Consider the following 20,065-nt stretch of genomic DNA (forward strand, 5'->3'; position numbering starts at 1 on the left):
TAACGGAGATCACTGTGGTACGGCGTCAATCAGCCCCCCGCCTTGAGTTTGAAGCGGCGGCCATTTACGAATATCCAGAACATTTACGTCCTTTCCTCAGCGAAGCGCCAGCCTTACCGGGCGTCTATATATTTCATAGCGAAAGCGATACGCTGCCGCTTTATATCGGTAAAAGCGTAAATATTCGCAGCCGGGTGCTTTCACATCTGCGAACGCCTGACGAGGCCGCTATGCTGCGACAGGCGCGGCGGATAAGCTGGATCTGCACCGCTGGGGAAATGGGCGCGTTGCTGCTGGAAGCGCGGCTGATCAAAGAACAACAGCCGCTGTTTAACAAGCGGTTACGGCGTAATCGCCAGCTTTGCTCTCTACAGTTGAGCGAACAAAAGATTGAGGTCGTTTCCGCCCGCAGCGTCGATTTTTCCCATGAGCCGAACCTGTTTGGGCTCTTCGCCAACCGTCGGGCGGCGCTGCAAAGCTTACAGAACCTCGCCGATGAACAAAAATTGTGTTATGGCCTGCTGGGGCTTGAACCGGTAAGCCGTGGGCGCGCCTGTTTTCGTTTCGCTCTGAAGCGCTGCGCTGGCGCGTGCTGTGGGCAAGAAACCCCGCAGGCGCATTTTCTTCGTCTGCAGGCCTCGCTGGAACGGTTACGTGTGGTTTGCTGGCCCTGGAAAGGCGCTATCGCGTTAAAAGAGAGCCGCCCGCAAATGACCCAGTTCCACATTATCAACAACTGGTTATGGCTGGGGGCGGTCCCCTCGCTGGATGAGGCCACCACCCTGGTGCGCACCCCTGCGGGCTTTGATCAGGATGGCTATAAAATTCTCTGTAAACCGTTAATGTCAGGTCAATATGAGATCATTGAACTGCACACCGACTGTCGCCAGTCATAAAGAAAACCGCCGATCCTGTCCACCTCAACGATTGTGTTGTCGACAAGACCGGCGGTCTTAAATTATGCGGAAAGTTATTCTGCCGCAGCAGGCATTTTACCTTGTTGCGCCGGGCGTTCTGTCAGACGCTTCTCAAAATTAGCGTTATATTGCTTTTTCTGCTCCGGTGTCAGAACGTTATAAATTTTATTCTGGGTTTCCATATGCGCCAGCATATTGGCCTTGCGCTGCGCTTCCATTTTCGTAATTTGCGCTTCGGCTTTGGCTTTATCGAAGGTATCGCTGGCGATAATATCATGCATGGCGCGACGCTCTTCCAGCAGCGGACGTTTCATTTGCTCGCGCTGCGCTTTCATAATATCGCGAATTTGTTGCTTCTGTGCGTCTGTCAGGTTCAGGTTTTTAAACATCATATCGTGATGTGGGCCAAATTTACCTTTATGCTGCATCATTGGCTTCGCATCCGCTGGCGCGGCGGTGGTAGTCTCAGCGGCATGAGCCAGATTCGCAGCACCCATCGCCAGGGTAGAGGCAACAAATAGAGCAGTCAGTTTACGCATATTTCCATCCTTCCTTTCAGTTATTTTTACGGCATATTTAAAACAGCGCCGTGTTGTCGTGATTAACTTTAACCGTCTTAGCGTCAATTAGTCAGAACAACGGTAAAACAATGAAAGTATAAAAAACACTTTTTCGCCAATTGTGAAGAAAAAAAGAATAAATTGCGCAGAGTTGAAAGATAAATATACAGTAGCATGATATAGCAGAAATTATGCAGAACTATAACGCAGCAACGCTTATTAATAAAGCAATTCTCCAGGAATAATCCGTAATAGCATGAAACTGTGTCCCAAATCATCCCTGTAATCCTAACGTGAGCTTACAGGGACATTTATCAGGGCAGTCTTTCCAGCATTAATCCAGCCCGCAATCCGCAGGCGACAGCGGGATTAGGAAAGAGAACATATTCAACGTCATGCGTCACCGTCACACGCTTATCCCCCTCCTCGGCCAGCAACGTTCCCTTCGCAAAGGCAGTAAAATTCAGCGTTTGCGCATCCATATAAAGCGTGAACTTGTCGCTGTGACGCGTGATTTGCGACACCACCCGATAGCGTAGCGGCGGCGAAGACGAGGTTGACGTTTCGACACCGCTCAACAGCGCCGACAACGCCTGCGAGGTTACGCTGAACTGCGTCAGATCGTTTTGCCCAAACGGCAACGCCTTTCCCAACTCCAGCGTACAGGAAAGCGCGCCGAAATGTTCAGAGCTAAAGTGCGTAAACGTACCGCCGGGCGCCTGATGAAATACTAAAGCCTCCAGTCCTGCCGCGCCCAGCCACGCCAGAAAATCTGTCTCCCACGGGCGGTCGTGCTGCGGCAATACGCCAAAACGCAAATGATGCGAGCCACGAATGGCGGTATGCAGATCCAGATGCCAGCGTACCCGCGCCTGGCCAGAGGAAAAGAAGGTCTCCAGACTTAGCTCCAGCTCACGCGCCCGCCACGTTTCATCGCTTTCGGCAAAGGACTGCCAACGCCCGCCAAACATACGGTTCATATCGCTGTGACTGTAGCGTATTCCCGCCGCCAGCGCCTGCGGATTGCCGAGTACCACCAGCACTCGCCACGTTAACGTCAAGCTGCCTGAATACAGCGCCGACAGCAGCTTATCCAGCATCTCTACCGGCGCGGTTTCATTGCCGTGTATCCCCGCAGAAAGAATTAACGCGCGGTCGACCGGCGCATCGGGTGTGAGTTCAAGCAGACCATGGCCTAACCAGCGCCAGCGAAAACCCGCGCCCTTCCCCTGCCTCACCCGTGGTGTCGTGCCGCTTAGCGTCAACGTCAGAAAGTTATCCATCAGCCGCCCCCGTTTGCTGGAAAGGATAAACCGACCCCAAATCCAGCAGACGCGTTAACACATCCAGCGCCTCCCGGCCTTCTCGCAATAATAACGGATCGGCCAGATCGGCGGCGGTCAGGCGATCGCGATAATAACGATCCGCCCACGCGTTAAGGGCCGTAAACAGAGCGTCATTCATCATTACCGCGGGATTCACCGCCCGTCGTTCTTCTTCTGTTAACACCACGCGTAATCGCAGACAGGCCGGGCCGCCGCCGTTGGCCATACTTTCTCGCAAATCAAACACCTGCATCGCGCTGATGGGGTTATCCTCCGCCACCAGCTTATTCAGATAGCGCCAGACGCCGACATGGTCCTGACATTCCCGCGGCAACACTAACAGCATTGAGCCGTCGTCACGGCTTAACAACTGACTATTAAACAGGTAGGTCGCCACAGCATCTGATACAGAAACCTCTCCGGCGGGCACCTCTATCGCCATAAAACCGTCAACGCGCGTACGCAACTGATTAATGAGCACTTTCTGCCGGGCAAACGCCGCTTCGTGACAAAACAATACCTGTCGATTCGAAACGGCGATGACATCATTATGGAATACGCCTTGATCGATGACCTCCGGGTTTTGCTGAGCGAAGATAACCTGTTGCGGATTCACCTGATTAAGACGAGCCACGGCCTCGCTGGCTTCGCGGCTCTGGCGCGCCGGATAACGAGCGGGTCGTATTTCATTCTCCTCTTCGCGCCCATAGACAAAAAGCTGCACGCCTGCCGAACCATACTCGCCGCCAAGACGGTTATGATTCGCCGCGCCTTCATCTCCCAATAATGCGACCTGCGGTAACGCGCTATGCACTGAAAACTGACTTTCATCGCGAAATATGGCGCGTAGCAGCGCTTCGGTAACAGGCGCCTCCAGAGCGCGATGAAATTTATTGTTTAAATTCGCCACCGTCAGGTGAACTTTCCCGTCCAGCGCGTCTGCCGATGGGCAAACCGTCGCCGCATTCGCAACCCACATTGGCGACGCGGAACTCACGCTGGAAAGCCAGCGTGGCGCCTGACGCGCAACCTTATCCAGAATCTGCTCATCGCTACCCGTGAAGCCGAGCTGACGCAACGCCGGAATAAAAGGCCGCTCATGCGGCGGGATCACCGCCTGGGGAAAGCCGGCATCCGCCAAAGCTTTCATCTTTAGCAGCCCCTGCTTTACCGCCAGACGAGGATTCGACACCTGAAAACGGTGGCGGGTCGATGCCTCATTGCCGAAGGATAGCCCGGCATAATGGTGCGTAAGCCCCACCAGCCCGTCAAAATTAACTTCATGCGCCGTCATACCGCCTCCCTGCGAGAAAAGTCGAGGCCGGGGCTTAATGTCGCAGGCAACGTCAGTTCGGGAGATTCCAGACTGGCCATCGGCCAGGCGCAATAATCGGCGGCATACCAGGCGCTGGGCCGATGGTTGCCAGACGCGCCGACACCACCAAACGGCGCAGTACTCGCTGCCCCGGTGAGCGGTTTATTCCAGTTAACGATCCCTGCCCGTGCCTCCAGCAAGAGCTGTTCGAACTGCGCGCGATCCGTCGACACCAGCCCACACGACAGACCAAAACGGGTATTATTCGCCAGACGAATCGCCTCATCGAAATGCGCATAACGCCAGACGTTCAGCAGCGGACCAAACACCTCTTCATCCGGCACATCCGTGACGCCCGTCAGCTCAATGATGCCAGGCGTCAGCAGAGAGGTTCCCTCTTTGACCTTCCGCGGCGCCAGTAGCGTGCGACCGCCTAATGCCTCTCGTTGACGCCAGGCCTCCATCACATGCTGTGCCGCCTGCGCTGAAATCAGTCCGCCGATAAACGGCTGCGGATCGTCGTCCCATCTGCCGGGCTGCAGACGTCCGGCGACGTCAACCAGCCGCGTCAGAAATGCATCTCCCTGCGCACCCTGTTTTACCAGAAGGCGTCGCGCGCAGGTACAGCGCTGTCCGGCGGTAATAAACGCCGATTGCAGCGTCAGATGTACCGCCGCATCTATATTTGCCGCATCCTCAATAATGAGCGGGTTGTTTCCGCCCATTTCAAGGGCCAGGATTTTTTCCGGCTGGCCGGATAGCTGGCGATGAAGCTGATATCCGGTACTGGCGCTGCCGGTAAACAGCAGTCCGTCGAGATCGTCGAGCGAACTCAGCGCTTGTCCGGTCTCCCGGCCGCCCTGCACCAGATTAAGAACGCCTGCCGGTAGCCCCGCCCGTTCCCAGAGTTTTATTACCGTTTCCCCGGTCCATGGCGTTAGCTCGCTAGGTTTGAAGATCAGCGTATTGCCTGCCAGCAACGCGGGCACAATATGGCCATTCGGTAAATGGCCGGGAAAGTTATAAGGGCCGAATACCGCCAGCACACCGTGAGGACGATGGCGCAACGTCGCGGCGCCATCGACAAGTTCGCTTTTTTGTTCGCCTGTTCTGGCGTGGTAAGCCTTAATCGAGATGGCAATCTTATTGATCATCGCCGTCACTTCCGTCGCCGCCTCCCAGCGCGGTTTACCGGTTTCACGTGCGATGACCTCCGTGAGCTCGGCTTTATGCGCCTCCAGCAGGGCGGCAAATTTCTCTACGATAGCCTGTCGTGCCGCAAAAGGCTCTCTGGCCCAACGAGGAAACGCCGCGCGCGCCGCCTGACAGGCCTCGGCGACCTGTGCCGCATTAGCGTCATTCCCCTGCCAAAGTATCTCCGCGCTCACCGGGTTCGTTTTGCGGCGGCGTTCGCCCTGACCGGTTATCCAGTCGCCGTTTATCCATAGCGTCATACGGTTTTCTCCTCAGCGCAAAGGCGTACCAGCCGAACGTGGTCGCCCGCGCGACATTTCAGCGCATCCAACTGCGCGGCGGTCAGTACAAGTCGTGAAGTCTGCGGATCGGCGCGCACCAGCGCGGCCCGAAAGTGGTGATAGTTTTCATTGGCGACCAGACATGCCGGATAGTCGCCAGGCGCGGGTTGCTCTTCCGCGACTTCCACCAGTCGGCTTTTACGAATAGCCCGCACGCGATCAATATCACACTCCAGCGTCGGCCCGCCGTCGAAGATGTCGATATAGTGGCGATAGCGAAAGCCTTCCTTTTCCAGCACCGCGCGGGCTGGCGCCGTTTGCGGGTGGACTTCGCCAATCACGGCCTGTGCCTCTTCAGATAAGAAGTGGGTATAAATAGGATGTTTGGGCATCAGCTCGGCGATAAACGCTTTTTGCCCGGTACCGCATAAAAAATCCGCCCGGCTGAAATCCATAGAAAAAAAGCGTTTGCCGAGACTTTGCCAGAAGGGAGAATAACCGTGCTCGTCAATGACGCCGCGCATTTCCGCCACCACTTTCTCATTGAATTTATCGCGAAACGCAGCCATAAACATAAAGCGCGATTTTGACAACAGGTAGCCGTTACCCTCTTTACGCCATTCGGGATCGAGAAACAGCGTGCAAAGCTCACTGCTGCCGGTATGATCATTACTCAGGAATAATGTTGGCAACGCGTTATATACATTCAGCTCTTTGGAGGCATGAACCAGCGTACCGACACGATAGTTATACCAGGGGTCGTTAAGACCGACCGCGACCTCAATGGCGCAGATCCCGCCGACCTCACCCGTTTCACTGTCCTCGAGAACGAATACATACCCTTGTTCGCCTTTTGGCAGCTCGCCGGACCAGGTTTTTAGCGCGCGTTCAATGCGGGCCGCCAGCGTCGCTTCATTTGCCGGTAGCGAGGTTAAGCCGCCGCCCGTTTTGCCTGCAAGCTGCATCAGCGCGGCGATATCCGCATGTTCGACAGGACGAATCACCCGCATGATGCGCCTCCCGTCTGAAGGCGTTCGCACGCCAGGGCAAAACGATCAAGCCCGGTGGCTATCTCCTCGTCGCTCACATTTAACGCTGGCGCAAAACGCACCACGTCGCCGCCGGCGATGAGCACCATCACGCCTGCTTTTGCCGCTTCCTGGGCGATGAGTTTGGCTTTTCCGGCAAACTCCGTCTGTAGCACACAGCCAAGCAGTAGCCCCAGCCCGCGAATTTCACTGAACATGCCAAAACGTACATTAATGGTATTTAGACGTTCAATAAACGCATCGTGGCGCTGTCTGACGCCGTTTTGCATCTCCGGCGTATTGATGATATCCAGTACTTTTCCGGCAACTGCCGTCGCCAGCGGATTACCGCCGTAGGTGGTGCCATGCGTGCCTGGCGTCATGACGCTGGCATAGTCTTGCGTGGTCAGCATCGCGCCGATCGGGAAGCCGCCACCCAACGCTTTAGCGGTCGTCAGGATATCGGGCGTAACGCCATAATGCATATATGCATACAGTTCGCCGGTACGTCCGACGCCCGTCTGCACCTCATCAAAAATCAGTAACGCCTGATGCCGGTCGCACAATTCACGCAGCCCCTGCAAAAAAGCTTTCGTGGCGGGGATCACGCCGCCCTCGCCCTGCACAGGCTCTACGATCACGGCGCAGGTATTGTCATCAATTAGCGCGCTGGCGGAGTTCAGATCGTTATAGGCTGCATGACGAATATCCGGCGGCAGCGGCGCAAAGTCCTGTGAATAGGTCGGTTGACCGCCAGCGCTGACGGTAAAGAGCGTGCGGCCATGGAACGCGTTTTTAAAGGCCACAATGCCGCTTTTATGGTTGCCGACACGATCGTGGGCATATTTGCGCGCCAGTTTTAATGCAGCTTCATTTGCTTCAGCGCCTGAATTACAAAAGAAAACGCGTTCGGCGAAGGTCGCGTCGATCAGTTTTTTCGCCAGTCGCAGCGCCGGTTCATTGGTGTAACCGTTCCCGGTATGCCAGAAGCGATTCGCCTGTTCATTTAACGCCTCGCGCAGCGCCGGATGCGCATGTCCCAAGGCGTTGACCGCGATCCCGCCAGCAAAATCAATGTACTCTTTCCCCTGCTGATCCCACAGGCGTGAGCCTTCTCCGCGTACAGGAATAAAAGGCGCGGGAACATATACCGGCACCATCCATTCATCAAAGTTTTCGCGCGTAACTGACAGAGACATAGCGACCCCTTTTGGTAAAAATAAAGTTATTTATATGTTAATTAATATGAGTGTTTGCGCTGTAAATGTAGATTGCAGCATTCGTGCCAGCCAGCGTTAACATTGCATAAACAGAAGTGATAAACGGTAAATCAATGGGTTACAGCGTAGCGATATTCACTTTTACTGCATGAAAAGTGAATATTCCCGCATAATTGGTGGCTAAAAAGAGGAAAAAGCGAAATATTATTCAGTTGCCAAATATAATTCTGGAATTGTGATCTTATACGAAATTTACTGGAAATTACCGCCCCGTTCTGGCGCATCTGCACACAAACCGTGCTATTTTCGCGCTATAGAAAACACCATACGCTTCCATTGGCTGAATCTGACGATGAGTGGCAGTCACCCGGTAAAATTTCTGCTACCATCCCAACACGATTCACCTTGCAAAGTGGCAGTGACTATGAAATTTGTCTCTTTTAATATCAACGGCCTGCGCGCCCGTCCCCATCAGCTTGAAGCGATTGTCGAAAAACACCAGCCCGATGTGATCGGTCTACAGGAGACAAAAGTCCACGACGAAATGTTCCCGCTCGAAGAGGTCGCGAAGCTGGGCTATAACGTTTTCTACCATGGACAAAAAGGCCATTACGGCGTCGCGCTGCTAACAAAAGCCACGCCCATTTCTGTCAGACGCGGTTTTCCGGATGATGGCGAAGAGGCGCAACGCCGCATTATCATGGCGGAAATCCCCTCGCCGCTGGGTAATATCACCGTCATTAACGGCTATTTCCCGCAGGGGGAAAGCCGGGATCATCCGTTGAAGTTCCCCGCGAAAGCGCAGTTTTATCAGAACTTGCAAAACTATCTTGAAACGGAACTCAAGTGCGATAATCCGGTATTAATTATGGGCGACATGAATATCAGCCCGACCGATCTGGATATTGGCATCGGCGAAGAGAACCGCAAACGCTGGCTGCGTACCGGTAAATGCTCCTTCCTGCCGGAGGAGCGTGAATGGATGTCACGGTTACTGAAGTGGGGATTAGTGGACACGTTCCGTCAGGCGAATCCGCAAACAATGGATAAATTTTCGTGGTTTGATTACCGCTCAAAAGGTTTCGTGGATAATCGCGGGCTGCGCATCGACCTCTTGCTGGCAAGCGCTCCGCTGGCGGAACGTTGCGCAGAAACCGGTATAGACTACGACATTCGCAGTATGGAAAAACCCTCCGACCATGCGCCGGTCTGGGCGACGTTTCGTGTTTGATTCCGCTTTCTGATTAACCGTAAGGCCGGGATAGCGCGACGCTTCCCGGCAGGAATAACGACCTTAACAACAATGATAAAAAAACTCGATGTTGTTGCTGCCATCATTGAACGCGACGGCAAAATTCTGCTGGCCCAGCGCCCAGATCATGCGGATCAAGCCGGTTTATGGGAATTTGCCGGCGGTAAAGTCGAACCCGGCGAAACCCAGCCGCAGGCGCTTATCCGCGAGCTACGCGAAGAGTTAGGGATTGACGCCACGCCCGGCGTCTATATCGCCAGCCATCAACGCGACGTGTCTGGCCGACGGATTCATTTGCACGCCTGGCATGTGCCTGCGTTTAACGGTCTGATACGTGCGCTGGAACATCAGGCATTAGCCTGGTGTACGCCGGAAGAGGCGCTGGAGTACCCCCTCGCCCCGGCGGATATTCCGCTATTGCAGGCGTTTATGGCTTTACGCGACGCCAGACTAACGGATTCGTGCTGATGGTTTTTTCGTCACGCTGGCACTGGAGCAAGACGCCTTCCACTTTTATTACCGCGCCTTCGGAGTAATTCTGATCCTGGTAAACGCAGCACTGAATGCAGGGCTGGGACGACTGACCGCGCGTGCTGAAAACTTCCGGCGGGACATTCACCTGAATATCAGGACGACTGTTCTGGTTTGCCAGCCCGACCATTGGCATTATCGCCATCACGGCGACCACGAGGCTTCGGCGCATAGAATTTCCTTATTTTTCTAAGTATATTCTCAGTATAACGGTAAGCCGCCGTGAAAACTTTAATCCTCTTTTGTCATCGCTTTTAGTTATGACCCTCGCCCCGTTATAAATTTACTTAGCAGCGTCATTTTTTTCTTGCTTACCGTCACATTGCTGATGGTATAGTCGAAAACTGCAAATACATATTCTGATAAAACGCAAATACAACCACATTAATATATAAGAGGTTTTTATATCTATGGATCAGACATGTTCTCTGGAATCGTTCCTCAACCATGTACAAAAGCGCGACCCGCATCAAACCGAGTTCGCGCAAGCCGTCCGTGAAGTCATGACCACCCTGTGGCCGTTTCTTGAACAAAACCCCCATTACCGCCACATGTCTTTACTGGAACGTTTGGTTGAACCAGAGCGCGTAATTCAGTTTCGCGTAGTGTGGCTGGACGACAAAAACCAGGTGCAGGTAAATCGCGCCTGGCGCGTGCAGTTCAACTCTGCTATCGGCCCCTATAAAGGCGGTATGCGCTTTCATCCTTCGGTAAACCTTTCCATCCTTAAGTTCCTCGGCTTTGAGCAAACCTTTAAAAATGCCCTCACCACGTTGCCGATGGGCGGCGGTAAAGGCGGCAGCGATTTCGATCCGAAAGGGAAAAGCGAAGGCGAAGTGATGCGTTTCTGCCAGGCACTGATGACTGAACTGTATCGCCATTTAGGGCCGGATACCGATGTGCCTGCCGGGGATATCGGCGTGGGCGGGCGCGAAGTGGGCTTTATGGCGGGAATGATGCGCAAGCTTTCCAATAACAGCGCCTGCGTCTTCACCGGCAAAGGGCTTTCCTTCGGCGGCAGCCTGATTCGCCCGGAGGCGACGGGCTATGGCCTGGTCTACTTCACCGAAGCGATGCTTAAACGTCATGGTCTCGGTTTCGAAGGGATGCGCGTCGCCGTGTCCGGCTCCGGCAACGTAGCGCAATACGCCATTGAGAAAGCGATGGCCTTTGGCGCGCGCGTGGTTACCGCGTCGGATTCGAGCGGGACGGTGGTCGATGAAAGTGGCTTCACGCCAGAGAAGCTGGCGCGTCTGTGTGAAATTAAAGCCAGCCGTGACGGTCGCGTCGCTGACTACGCCCGTGAGTTTGGTTTAACCTATCTGGAAGGCCAGCAGCCCTGGAGCGTACCGGTGGATATCGCCCTGCCATGCGCGACGCAGAACGAACTGGACGTTGACGCCGCGCGCGTACTGATTGCCAATGGCGTAAAAGCCGTGGCGGAAGGGGCAAATATGCCAACCACGATTGAAGCGACCGATCTCTTCCTTGAAGCGGGCGTACTGTTTGCGCCGGGTAAAGCCGCCAACGCGGGCGGCGTGGCGACATCAGGTCTGGAAATGGCGCAGAACGCCGCGCGGTTGAGCTGGAAAGCCGAGAAAGTGGACGCCCGTCTGCATCACATTATGCTGGATATCCACCACGCCTGTGTCGAGTACGGCGGCGATAATAAGCATACCAACTACGTTCAGGGCGCCAACATCGCCGGTTTCGTGAAAGTCGCCGACGCCATGCTGGCGCAGGGCGTCATTTAATCCCGTCGTCAGGCCAGATGGCTTTACGCTTATTCGGTCTGACGGCCTGTCTCCTCAGCAGGCGGGCTTTTTTTGCCCGCTCGCTTATGCGGCGCGCTCTTTTTCTTGTCTCCACCGCCTGGCACGACTATCCCTCTGAAGCGCTTCACCGGCGTGCGCTTAGCCTGATCGATCAGCTGATATAACGTGCCGACCAGCGGTTGCATGAAATCCTGGTAACGGCACTGCTTTTCGCTGATTTGCGTCAAAACAGATTCCCAGTGCGCGGTCATATCTGGACGGGCCGCCATTTCCGGCAGCGAATGTATTAACGCTTTGCCAGCATCGGTAGAATGAATGTAGCGCCCTTTTTTGGTCAGAAAGCTACGTTTGAACAGCAGCTCGATAATCCCGGCGCGCGTGGCTTCCGTCCCCAGCCCATCGGTCGCGCGCAGGATCTTTTTCAGATCTTTATCCTGCACGAAGCGGGCAATTCCGGTCATCGCGGAAAGCAATGTCGCATCGGTGAAATGACGCGGCGGCTGGGTTTGGCGTTCGACCACTTCCCCCTTTTCACACAGCAACTCATCACCTTTGGCGACAACCGGCAGCGGCGTACCGTCGTTTTCCTCGTCGCGCTCTTTACTGCCCAGTAATGTCCGCCAACCGGCCTCCGCCAGAAAACGCGCTTTGGCGACAAATTTTCCTTTGGCGATTTCCAGTTCAATAACGCATTTACGAAACACCGCGTCCGGGCAGAACTGCATCAGATACTGACGCGCAATCAGGGTGTACACTTTCGCTTCGTTTTCCGTCAGATGGACAGAAGAACTGCGCGCCGTCGGGATAATCGCGTGGTGAGCATCCACTTTTTTGTCATTCCAGCAGCGATTGCGCGTATCAGGATTAACCACAGGCTGCGGCAGTAAATCCGGGGCGTGGACGCTAATCGCGTTCATGACCGCCTGCCGTCCGGCAAAGTGTTCTTCCGGCAGATAACGGCAGTCGGAACGCGGATAGGTAATCAGTTTGTGGGTTTCATATAGCTTCTGACAAATATCAAGCACGTTTTGCGCGCTCAGGCCAAAACGTTTAGCGGCTTCAATCTGTAGCGTCGAGAGCGAAAACGGCAGCGGCGCGGATTCTGATTCCCGTTTATCATTATAACTGGTTACCAGCGCGGGCTGACCGTTGATTCGGTTCACTACATGCTCCGCCAGCGGACGATGAAGCAAGCGCCCCTCTTCATCCTGATAAGGTTCGCACGCCTCGCTCGGCTGCCAGATAGCGGTAAAACGCTCGTCGGCAGGCGTAACGATGTGCGCCTTTACTTCAAAGAAGTCTTTGGCGACGAAGTTCTCAATCTCTTCGTCTCGCCGCACCACCAGCCCCAGTACCGGCGTCTGCACGCGTCCCACGGATAACACGCCCTGATAGCCGGCATTCCGGCCCAGGATCGTGTAAGCGCGGGTCATATTAATGCCATACAGCCAGTCCGCTCGCGCTCGCGCCAGCGCGGAGACGCACAGCGGCACGAAGTCGCTGTTCGCTCGCAGCCTGTCAATAGCACGCTCGACCGCCTGCGGGTTAAGGTCGTTTATCAGACAACGCCGCACCTGCTGGCGCTTTTCGGCAGGAAGCTGGAGATAATCCAGCACTTCATCAACCAGAAGCTGCCCTTCGCGATCCGGGTCGCCGGCGTGAATAATTTCACCGGCTTGATGCAAAAAGCGCTTAATCACATTGAGCTGTTTGGTGACGGAAGGACGAGGCTGAAGCTGCCATTTTTCCGGCACGATAGGCAGGTCAGCCAAATTCCAGCGCGCATAACGGCTGTCATACGCATCCGGCTGCGCCTGTTCCAGCAAATGACCAATACACCAGGTGACGACCTGCCCATTTCCGCACTCAATAAAACCATCGCCTTTACGGTGCGGTTTTGGCAGCACATCCGCAATGGCGCGCCCCAGACTCGGTTTTTCGGCAATAAACAACCGCATCAGGTTAACGAATCTCAACCATAGCGCGACCGCCGCGGGCCTCGACCAGTTCACCAATCGCGGTCAGATCGATACCAAATTCCGCCGCAGTGGCTTTAACATCGTCTTCGGCGTCCGGCGTTACCGCCAACAACAGACCGCCTGACGTTTGCGGATCGCACAGCAGGCTACGAACTTCACGCGACATGTCGCCCATCAGATGACCATAGCTGGCGAAGTTGCGCTCTGTGCCGCCCGGTACGGCGCCCAGAGCAATATACTCTTCCACGCCCGGCAGTTTAGGGATGTCCTGATAGCAAAGTAGCGCCTGCACGCCTGCGCCCTGGCACATCTCGCTCAGGTGCCCCAGCAGGCCAAAACCGGTAACGTCAGTCATGGCTTTTACGCCATCGATATTGGCAAACGCCGCGCCAGCAACGTTCATCCGACACATGACTTCCGTCGCCAGCCCCTGATGTTCAGGTTTAAGCAGCGATTTTTTCTCGGCGGTGGTCAACACGCCAATCCCCAACGATTTGGTCAGAAAGAGTTTGCATCCCGCCTGCGCGGTACTGTTTTTCTTCACCCGTTCGGTCGGCACTACGCCTGTGACCGCGAGACCAAAGATCGGCTCCGGGGCGTCAATAGAGTGTCCGCCCGCCAGCGCGATACCGGCCTGACGGCAGGCAAAGCGCCCCCCCTCGGTCACTTCACGCGCAATATCGGGCGACAGGGTATTAATCGGCCAGCCAAGGATCGCGATCGCCATAATCGGTTTGCCGCCCATCGCAAAAATATCGCTGATGGCGTTTGTTGCCGCAATGCGGCCAAAATCAAACGGGTTGTCGACTATCGGCATAAAGAAGTCGGTGGTGCTGATAATACTGGTGCCATTACCCAGATCGTAAACCGCCGCATCATCGCGGGTTTCATTACCCACCAGCAGGTTCGGGTCGACGAACTTCGCCTGCTCGCTATGCAGGATAGTCTCCAGCACTTTAGGGGAAATTTTACAACCGCAACCAGCGCCGTGGCTGTATTGCGTTAAACGAATGGCTTGCTCGCTCATGGACATCTCCTGTCATTGCATTCGCGCTATGGTAGCGCTCATTCCCTGATGTGGTAAGTATCACTGTCTGAATTACCGCGCCTTTGCTCAGAATCCAGACAGTTTTATCCCTCAGCGTCAGAAATAACGCACAAACGGCGTGGGGTCGGGGGTACTGATCGTCGTTGACGCTTTGAGCTGCGGCGTGCCGAGATAGAGAAAACCAACAATTTTATCCTGAGGGCGGCACTCAAAGGCTTCCCGCACGATAGCGCTCTCCGTTAATGCGCCGCTACGCCAGATACCATTAAACCCTTGCGCAATCGCCGCCATTTGCATCGCCATCACCGCGCATCCGGCAGACATCTCCTGTTCCCACACCGGAACCTTATGGTTTTCTTCGCATTTCGCCACCACGGTAATGATCAGCGGCGCGCGAAACGGCGCATTACGCGCTTTTTCGATCGCTTTCTCATCGCCTCCGGCAGCGACAGCGCCTTGTTCAAGCACGGCGCTGAAGCGGTCGCGCCCCTCTCCTTCAATCACAAAAAAACGCCACGGCTGTAGAGATTTATGATCGGGAACACGCATTCCCGCCCGCAGAATGTTCTGTAATTGCTCTCCGACAGGCGCCGGTTCTGCGAGACGAGAGGCGCTACGACGGTTGACCAGCAGTTCTAGTGCATCCATTTGATTAACTCCAGCAATGATATTTATTCACAAAATTAACACGGGAGCGGATTTTGTTACAGCGCAGGCAGTGATTCCTGCTGACAACTGCCTGATGGGTCATTACGATAGCCACATCTTAATGCTTTATCCTCACCAAGGTATAAGCGTTGTTACTCAGATAGGGAGAATACATGCGAACCCTGTGGCGATTTATTGCCGGATTTTTTAAATGGACGTGGCGAGTGTTGAACTTCGTCCGTGAAATGGTACTCAACCTGTTCTTTATTTTTTTGGTTCTGGTGGGCGTTGGGATCTGGATGCAGATCGGTAACGGCAGCAACAGTGAGCAAACCGCGCGCGGCGCTCTGCTGCTGGATATTTCCGGCGTCATTGTGGATAAACCCTCCACCAATCACCGTCTGGGCGCGCTGGGTCGCCAGTTATTTGGCGCCAGCTCCGACCGTCTGCAGGAAAACTCCCTGTTTGACATCGTCAACGCTATTCGTCAGGCGAAAGATGACCGTAACATCACTGGTATCGTTCTGGATCTGAAAAACTTCACCGGCGCCGATCAGCCGTCAATGCGCTATATTGGTAAAGCGCTGCGCGAATTCCGCGACAGCGGCAAACCGGTTTTCGCTGTGGGTGAAAACTACAGCCAGGGTCAGTATTACCTCGCCAGTTTCGCCAATAAAATTTGGCTTTCCCCACAGGGTCAGGTAGACCTTCACGGCTTCGCTACGAATGGCCTGTACTACAAAACGCTGCTGGATAAACTGAAAGTCTCTACCCACGTTTTCCGGGTCGGCACCTATAAATCCGCCGTCGAGCCGTTTATCCGCGACGATATGTCGCCCGCCGCCCGCGAGGCCGACAGCCGCTGGATAGGCGAACTGTGGCAGAACTACCTGCATACCGTTTCCGCCAATCGCCAGATTTCGCCGCAACAACTCTTCCCCGGCGCCCAGGCTATTATCGACGGGTTAACCAGCGTGGGCGGCGACACCGCCAAATATGCGCTCGACCATAAACTGGTGGACGCCCTCGCCTCCAGCGCAGATGTTGAAAAAGCGCTGACGAAGCAGTTTGGCTGGAGCAAAACCGAAAATAACTATCGCGCGATCAGCTATTACGATTATTCGCTGAAAACTCCTGCGGATACCGGCGGTACTATTGCGGTTATTTTCGCCAATGGCGCGATTATGGATGGCGAAGAAACGCCAGGGAATGTCGGCGGCGACACTACGGCATCGCAGATCCGCGACGCACGCCTTGATCCTAAAGTGAAAGCGATTGTGCTGCGCGTCAATAGCCCAGGCGGTAGCGTCAACGCCTCCGAAGTTATCCGCGCCGAACTGGCGGCAGCAAGAGCGGCTGGCAAACCGGTGGTGGTCTCAATGGGCGGTATGGCGGCCTCCGGCGGTTACTGGATCTCTACGCCGGCAAACTATATCGTGGCCAGCCCCAGCACGCTGACGGGTTCAATTGGCATCTTCGGCGTCATCAATACGGTAGAAAACAGCCTGTCGTCGATTGGCGTACACAGCGACGGCGTTTCCACCTCGCCACTGGCGGATATTTCGATGACCAAAGCGCTGTCACCGGAAGTGCAGCAGATGATGCAACTCAGTATTGAGTACGGCTACAAACGCTTTATCACACTGGTGGCAGACGCGCGTAAGCGTACGCCGGAGCAGATTGATAAAATCGCACAAGGCCATGTCTGGACCGGAGAAGACGCGAAAGCCAATGGTCTGGTGGACAGTCTCGGCGACTTTGACGACGCCGTCGCCAAAGCGGCGGAGCTGGCGAAACTGAAACAGTGGCATCTTGATTACTATCAGGACGAACCGACGGTCCTTGATATGGTCATGGACAGTATGACCGGATCAGTACGCGCCATGCTGCCGGAGGCCATTCAGGCGATGCTCCCGGCGCCGCTCGTTTCTGCCGCCAACACGGTGAAGGCCGAGGGGGATAAACTGGCGGCATTTAACGATCCGCAAAACCGTTATGCGTTCTGTTTGACTTGCGCGAACGTTCGCTAATGCTTCATCAATAGCCATACCGGATGGCGGCGTCTGCTCATAGCCGCCATCCGATAATCATTAATACGTCCTTCGCGACACGACTGAACATTATCATGCAAAAGAAATCAATTTACGTTGCCTATACCGGCGGCACTATCGGTATGCAGCGCTCAGATAAAGGGTATATCCCGGTGTCCGGGCACCTTCAGCGTCAGCTGGCGCTGATGCCGGAATTCCACCGCCCGGAGATGCCGGATTTTACCATCCATGAATATGCCCCGCTGATGGATTCATCAGATATGACGCCGGAAGACTGGCAGCATATCGCTGCAGATATCAAAGCGCACTACGATGAGTATGACGGTTTTGTTATTCTGCACGGCACCGACACGATGGCGTTTACCGCATCGGCGCTCTCTTTCATGCTGGAAAATCTGGGTAAACCAGTTATTGTGACAGGGTCACAAATTCCGCTGGCTGAGCTGCGCTCCGACGGGCAAATTAATTTGCTGAATGCGCTTTATGTCGCCGCCAACTATCCTGTTAATGAAGTAACGCTGTTTTTTAATAATCGTCTGTTCCGCGGCAATCGCACGACCAAAGCCCATGCGGATGGGTTTGACGCTTTTGCCTCTCCTAATCTGCCGCCCTTGCTGGAAGCAGGAATTCACATTCGCCGTTTAAATACGCCTCCCGCGCCCTACGGTTCTGGTGAATTAATCGTTCACCCTATTACACCGCAACCGATAGGCGTAGTGACCATTTATCCGGGGATTTCCGCCGAGGTAGTACGTAACTTTCTGCGTCAGCCGGTAAAAGCGCTGATTCTGCGCTCTTATGGCGTAGGCAACGCGCCGCAAAATAAAGCGTTTTTACAGGAGCTGAAAGAGGCCAGTTCGCGCGGCATCGTGGTGGTTAACCTGACGCAATGCATGTCAGGGCGAGTCAATATGGGCGGGTACGCTACCGGTAATGCACTGGCGCACGCTGGCGTGATTGGCGGTGCCGATATGACCGTCGAAGCCACCTTAACCAAACTGCATTATTTGTTAAGCCAGGGTCTGGACACTCAGGCGATTCGTAGCGCGATGGCGCAAAACTTGCGTGGTGAATTGACGCCGGATGATTAAAAAATCCCGACGACAAGGAGAAGATAATGACAAACCGGGCCTTATTACTGGTCGACTTGCAAAATGACTTTTGCGCCGGCGGCGCGCTGGCTGTAGCGGAAGGCGACAGCACCATCGACATCGCCAACGCTCTTATTGACTGGTGCCAGCCCCGGCAGATTCCGGTGCTGGCCAGCCAGGACTGGCATCCCGCGCAGCATGGCAGCTTCGCCAGCCAGCATCAGGCGGAACCCTATAGTCAGGGAAAGCTGGATGGGCTGCCGCAAACGCTCTGGCCGGATCACTGCGTTCAACATACCGACGGCGCGGCGTTACATCCCCTGCTTAACCAACATGCGATTGACGCCTGCATCTTTAAGGGTGAAAACCCGCTGATTGATAGCTACAGCGCGTTTTTTGACAACGAACATCGGCAGAAAACTACCCTTGATACCTGGCTTCGCGAGCATGACGTTACCGAGCTTATCGTGATGGGGTTGGCGACCGATTACTGCGTAAAATTTACGGTGCTGGATGCGCTAGAGTTGGGCTATGCCGTTAACGTTATCACCGATGGCTGTCGCGGCGTGAATATTCACCCGCAGGATAGCGCACACGCGTTTATGGAGATGGCGGCGGCAGGCGCGACGCTGTATACGCTGGCAGACTGGGAAGAGACGCAGGGCCAGGCTGTCGCCAGGTAGCGGAGCAGGTATCGTATCCGGTCAATACATCACGCAACGGTGAGACCATTGCATAGATCTTTGGGCCGGATACGTCACGCCAGCATCGCTACCAGGCAAAGCTCAACGCAGGCTGGAGAGCGCTTCTAACGAAACAGATTACAAAGCGCGGGCTGGCCGGCGCAATGTTCTGGGAATAAGGCACCGATGACAATAACCAGTTAGCAACACAGTTGGCGGACTCGCTGGACATTAAGCGTTATTCGTAAAAATATGGCGGGCCTGTATCTGGCAGCAATGAGCAGGCCCGGTAAGCACAACGCATTGGCAATTAAACCACCGGATGGCGACTACCTCTTATCCGGCTGCCGTTACTGCATTTTCAATGTCGCAATCGGCTTTGACGTAATACCGAAATCCGCTTTGAGCTGCTGCTTGCTTTTCATCACCATCTGACCGTGAGTATCGATCGTCATATGTTGCGCTTCGGTATTGTGCCGCGCCTGCCATAGCATCACCAGCTGTAGGCTGTTTTCTTTCTGTTCCGGCGTCAACGCCACGCCATCCGGCCATTTACCCAGCTCAACGGCGGTGGATAAACGTTGATACACTTCCGGCGTCATGCTGTTAATGATCTCATCAAGATTCATGATGTGTCCGCTCCTGTGGAATAATTTGCTGAATCGTTTTTTCAGCCTTTCAGTTGATCGCCGTTTTTCTCGTCAGAAAAGGCCAGCGAGGCCGAGTTAACGCAATAGCGCTCACCGGTTGGCTGCGGACCATCCGGGAAAACGTGTCCGAGATGCGCATCACAGTTTCCGCAACGAATTTCGACACGCTGCATGCCATGAGAAAAATCGTCTATGTAACGAATCGCCTCTTCGCTGACAGGCTGGTAAAAGCTAGGCCAGCCGCAGCCTGAATCGTATTTGGTGTGGGAGTGAAAAAGCGGCGTATCACAGACCAGGCAGTGATAAACCCCATCGCGTTTATTATGTAGCAGGCGTCCGGTAAATGGCGGTTCTGTGCCACGATCCTGCGTCACATAGAATTGCATTTCGGACAATTTTTTCTTGAGTTCTTCTGCTGAAGGTTGGTTAGCCATTTGCTCACATCTCACTTTAAACGTGCTCACATTGCCTGACCGATTCTAACAAAACATTAACACCTCAGTACCAACTTTTGTTC

At 54.6% G+C, this 20,065-nt stretch carries 19 protein-coding genes; 7 read left to right on the top strand and 12 right to left on the bottom strand.

Features of this window, described 5'->3' with window-relative positions; all coding sequences use genetic code 11:
- The first annotated feature begins 14 nt into the window (after positions 1–14).
- On the top strand, positions 15–896 hold the full coding sequence (gene cho, locus NAZ64_RS03040) for an excinuclease Cho (protein ID WP_001605640.1): 882 nt from the start codon (positions 15–17) through the stop codon (positions 894–896).
- Positions 897–970: 74 nt separating this feature from the next.
- On the opposite strand, the gene spy is transcribed toward cho, so the two are convergent.
- The 6 genes from spy to astC all read right to left on the bottom strand — a co-directional run bounded on the left by spy (position 971) and on the right by astC (position 7,819).
- Positions 971–1,456 carry an ATP-independent periplasmic protein-refolding chaperone Spy gene (spy, locus tag NAZ64_RS03045; RefSeq protein WP_001228999.1) on the bottom strand — a complete coding sequence of 162 codons (486 nt, stop codon included), beginning with the start codon at positions 1,454–1,456 and terminating at the stop codon, positions 971–973.
- Between the two features lie 335 nt (positions 1,457–1,791).
- Positions 1,792–2,760 carry a succinylglutamate desuccinylase gene (gene astE, locus NAZ64_RS03050; protein ID WP_220569243.1) on the bottom strand — a complete coding sequence of 323 codons (969 nt, stop codon included), beginning with the start codon at positions 2,758–2,760 and terminating at the stop codon, positions 1,792–1,794.
- Entirely contained in the window at positions 2,753–4,096 is a 1,344-nt protein-coding gene (astB, locus tag NAZ64_RS03055; protein ID WP_000123949.1) for an N-succinylarginine dihydrolase, read from the bottom strand. Before astB ends, astE begins: the two co-directional genes overlap by 8 nt.
- Positions 4,093–5,571 (bottom strand): succinylglutamate-semialdehyde dehydrogenase, encoded by a 1,479-nt coding sequence (gene astD / locus NAZ64_RS03060; protein WP_114047193.1) that lies wholly within the window; start codon positions 5,569–5,571, stop codon positions 4,093–4,095. Before astD ends, astB begins: the two co-directional genes overlap by 4 nt.
- Positions 5,568–6,602: an arginine N-succinyltransferase gene (gene astA, locus NAZ64_RS03065; RefSeq protein ID WP_220569244.1), complete on the bottom strand. Its 1,035-nt coding sequence runs from the start codon at positions 6,600–6,602 to the stop codon at positions 5,568–5,570. Before astA ends, astD begins: the two co-directional genes overlap by 4 nt.
- On the bottom strand, positions 6,593–7,819 hold the full coding sequence (gene astC, locus NAZ64_RS03070) for a succinylornithine/acetylornithine transaminase (protein ID WP_000059506.1): 1,227 nt from the start codon (positions 7,817–7,819) through the stop codon (positions 6,593–6,595). Before astC ends, astA begins: the two co-directional genes overlap by 10 nt.
- A 445-nt stretch (positions 7,820–8,264) precedes the next feature.
- Between astC and xthA the strand changes: the two genes are divergently transcribed.
- Both xthA and NAZ64_RS03080 read left to right on the top strand, forming a co-directional pair.
- On the top strand, positions 8,265–9,071 hold the full coding sequence (gene xthA, locus NAZ64_RS03075) for an exodeoxyribonuclease III (protein WP_000673954.1): 807 nt from the start codon (positions 8,265–8,267) through the stop codon (positions 9,069–9,071).
- A gap of 72 nt (positions 9,072–9,143) precedes the next feature.
- The gene (locus NAZ64_RS03080; RefSeq protein WP_000592141.1) at positions 9,144–9,560 is read left to right on the top strand and encodes a pyrimidine (deoxy)nucleoside triphosphate diphosphatase; all 417 of its coding nucleotides are present in this window, start codon (positions 9,144–9,146) and stop codon (positions 9,558–9,560) included.
- Here NAZ64_RS03080 and NAZ64_RS03085 read toward each other — a convergent pair.
- Positions 9,520–9,795: a YnjH family protein gene (locus NAZ64_RS03085; RefSeq protein ID WP_001254682.1), complete on the bottom strand. Its 276-nt coding sequence runs from the start codon at positions 9,793–9,795 to the stop codon at positions 9,520–9,522. The genes NAZ64_RS03080 and NAZ64_RS03085 overlap by 41 nt on opposite strands.
- A 238-nt stretch (positions 9,796–10,033) precedes the next feature.
- Between NAZ64_RS03085 and gdhA the strand changes: the two genes are divergently transcribed.
- Positions 10,034–11,377 (top strand): NADP-specific glutamate dehydrogenase, encoded by a 1,344-nt coding sequence (gene gdhA, locus NAZ64_RS03090; RefSeq protein WP_220569245.1) that lies wholly within the window; start codon positions 10,034–10,036, stop codon positions 11,375–11,377.
- A gap of 29 nt (positions 11,378–11,406) precedes the next feature.
- Here the strand turns inward: gdhA and topB are convergent, their stop codons facing one another.
- The 3 genes from topB to NAZ64_RS03105 all read right to left on the bottom strand — a co-directional run bounded on the left by topB (position 11,407) and on the right by NAZ64_RS03105 (position 15,073).
- The gene (topB, locus tag NAZ64_RS03095) at positions 11,407–13,356 is read right to left on the bottom strand and encodes a DNA topoisomerase III (RefSeq protein WP_483640871.1); all 1,950 of its coding nucleotides are present in this window, start codon (positions 13,354–13,356) and stop codon (positions 11,407–11,409) included.
- A 4-nt stretch (positions 13,357–13,360) separates the two neighbouring features.
- Positions 13,361–14,404: a selenide, water dikinase SelD gene (gene selD, locus NAZ64_RS03100; RefSeq protein ID WP_220569247.1), complete on the bottom strand. Its 1,044-nt coding sequence runs from the start codon at positions 14,402–14,404 to the stop codon at positions 13,361–13,363.
- Positions 14,405–14,521: 117 nt separating this feature from the next.
- A complete protein-coding gene (locus NAZ64_RS03105; protein WP_000339313.1) occupies positions 14,522–15,073 on the bottom strand; it encodes an NAD(P)H nitroreductase in 552 nt (183 codons plus the stop codon).
- Positions 15,074–15,246: 173 nt separating this feature from the next.
- Between NAZ64_RS03105 and sppA the strand changes: the two genes are divergently transcribed.
- The 3 genes from sppA (at position 15,247) to pncA (ending at position 18,898) form a co-directional block, all read left to right on the top strand.
- A complete protein-coding gene (sppA, locus tag NAZ64_RS03110) occupies positions 15,247–17,103 on the top strand; it encodes a signal peptide peptidase SppA (RefSeq protein WP_001259874.1) in 1,857 nt (618 codons plus the stop codon).
- A gap of 95 nt (positions 17,104–17,198) precedes the next feature.
- The gene (gene ansA, locus NAZ64_RS03115) at positions 17,199–18,215 is read left to right on the top strand and encodes an asparaginase (RefSeq protein WP_001170136.1); all 1,017 of its coding nucleotides are present in this window, start codon (positions 17,199–17,201) and stop codon (positions 18,213–18,215) included.
- Between the two features lie 26 nt (positions 18,216–18,241).
- Positions 18,242–18,898, top strand: a complete 657-nt coding sequence (pncA, locus tag NAZ64_RS03120; RefSeq protein ID WP_000184705.1) for a bifunctional nicotinamidase/pyrazinamidase — start codon at positions 18,242–18,244, stop codon at positions 18,896–18,898.
- Positions 18,899–19,248: 350 nt separating this feature from the next.
- Here pncA and NAZ64_RS03125 read toward each other — a convergent pair whose 3' ends face one another.
- On the bottom strand, positions 19,249–19,527 hold the full coding sequence (locus NAZ64_RS03125) for a YeaC family protein (protein ID WP_001046864.1): 279 nt from the start codon (positions 19,525–19,527) through the stop codon (positions 19,249–19,251).
- Between the two features lie 41 nt (positions 19,528–19,568).
- Positions 19,569–19,982, bottom strand: a complete 414-nt coding sequence (gene msrB, locus NAZ64_RS03130) for a peptide-methionine (R)-S-oxide reductase MsrB (RefSeq protein ID WP_001519539.1) — start codon at positions 19,980–19,982, stop codon at positions 19,569–19,571.
- Between the last annotated feature and the right edge of the window lie 83 nt (positions 19,983–20,065).

The organism is Salmonella sp. A1325 (assembly GCF_056991255.1).

Bases quoted from the DNA above. Each gene is read 5' to 3' on its own strand.
- spy (WP_001228999.1), bottom strand. From the start codon at position 1,456: ATGCGTAAACTGACTGCTCTATTTGTTGCCTCTACCCTGGCGATGGGT.
- astE (WP_220569243.1), bottom strand. From the start codon at position 2,760: ATGGATAACTTTCTGACGTTGACGCTAAGCGGCACGACACCACGGGTG.
- astB (WP_000123949.1), bottom strand. From the start codon at position 4,096: ATGACGGCGCATGAAGTTAATTTTGACGGGCTGGTGGGGCTTACGCAC.
- astD (WP_114047193.1), bottom strand. From the start codon at position 5,571: ATGACGCTATGGATAAACGGCGACTGGATAACCGGTCAGGGCGAACGC.
- astA (WP_220569244.1), bottom strand. From the start codon at position 6,602: ATGCGGGTGATTCGTCCTGTCGAACATGCGGATATCGCCGCGCTGATG.
- astC (WP_000059506.1), bottom strand. From the start codon at position 7,819: ATGTCTCTGTCAGTTACGCGCGAAAACTTTGATGAATGGATGGTGCCG.
- xthA (WP_000673954.1), top strand. From the start codon at position 8,265: ATGAAATTTGTCTCTTTTAATATCAACGGCCTGCGCGCCCGTCCCCAT.
- NAZ64_RS03080 (WP_000592141.1), top strand. From the start codon at position 9,144: ATGATAAAAAAACTCGATGTTGTTGCTGCCATCATTGAACGCGACGGC.
- NAZ64_RS03085 (WP_001254682.1), bottom strand. From the start codon at position 9,795: ATGCGCCGAAGCCTCGTGGTCGCCGTGATGGCGATAATGCCAATGGTC.
- gdhA (WP_220569245.1), top strand. From the start codon at position 10,034: ATGGATCAGACATGTTCTCTGGAATCGTTCCTCAACCATGTACAAAAG.
- topB (WP_483640871.1), bottom strand. From the start codon at position 13,356: ATGCGGTTGTTTATTGCCGAAAAACCGAGTCTGGGGCGCGCCATTGCG.
- selD (WP_220569247.1), bottom strand. From the start codon at position 14,404: ATGAGCGAGCAAGCCATTCGTTTAACGCAATACAGCCACGGCGCTGGT.
- NAZ64_RS03105 (WP_000339313.1), bottom strand. From the start codon at position 15,073: ATGGATGCACTAGAACTGCTGGTCAACCGTCGTAGCGCCTCTCGTCTC.
- sppA (WP_001259874.1), top strand. From the start codon at position 15,247: ATGCGAACCCTGTGGCGATTTATTGCCGGATTTTTTAAATGGACGTGG.
- ansA (WP_001170136.1), top strand. From the start codon at position 17,199: ATGCAAAAGAAATCAATTTACGTTGCCTATACCGGCGGCACTATCGGT.
- pncA (WP_000184705.1), top strand. From the start codon at position 18,242: ATGACAAACCGGGCCTTATTACTGGTCGACTTGCAAAATGACTTTTGC.
- NAZ64_RS03125 (WP_001046864.1), bottom strand. From the start codon at position 19,527: ATGAATCTTGATGAGATCATTAACAGCATGACGCCGGAAGTGTATCAA.
- msrB (WP_001519539.1), bottom strand. From the start codon at position 19,982: ATGGCTAACCAACCTTCAGCAGAAGAACTCAAGAAAAAATTGTCCGAA.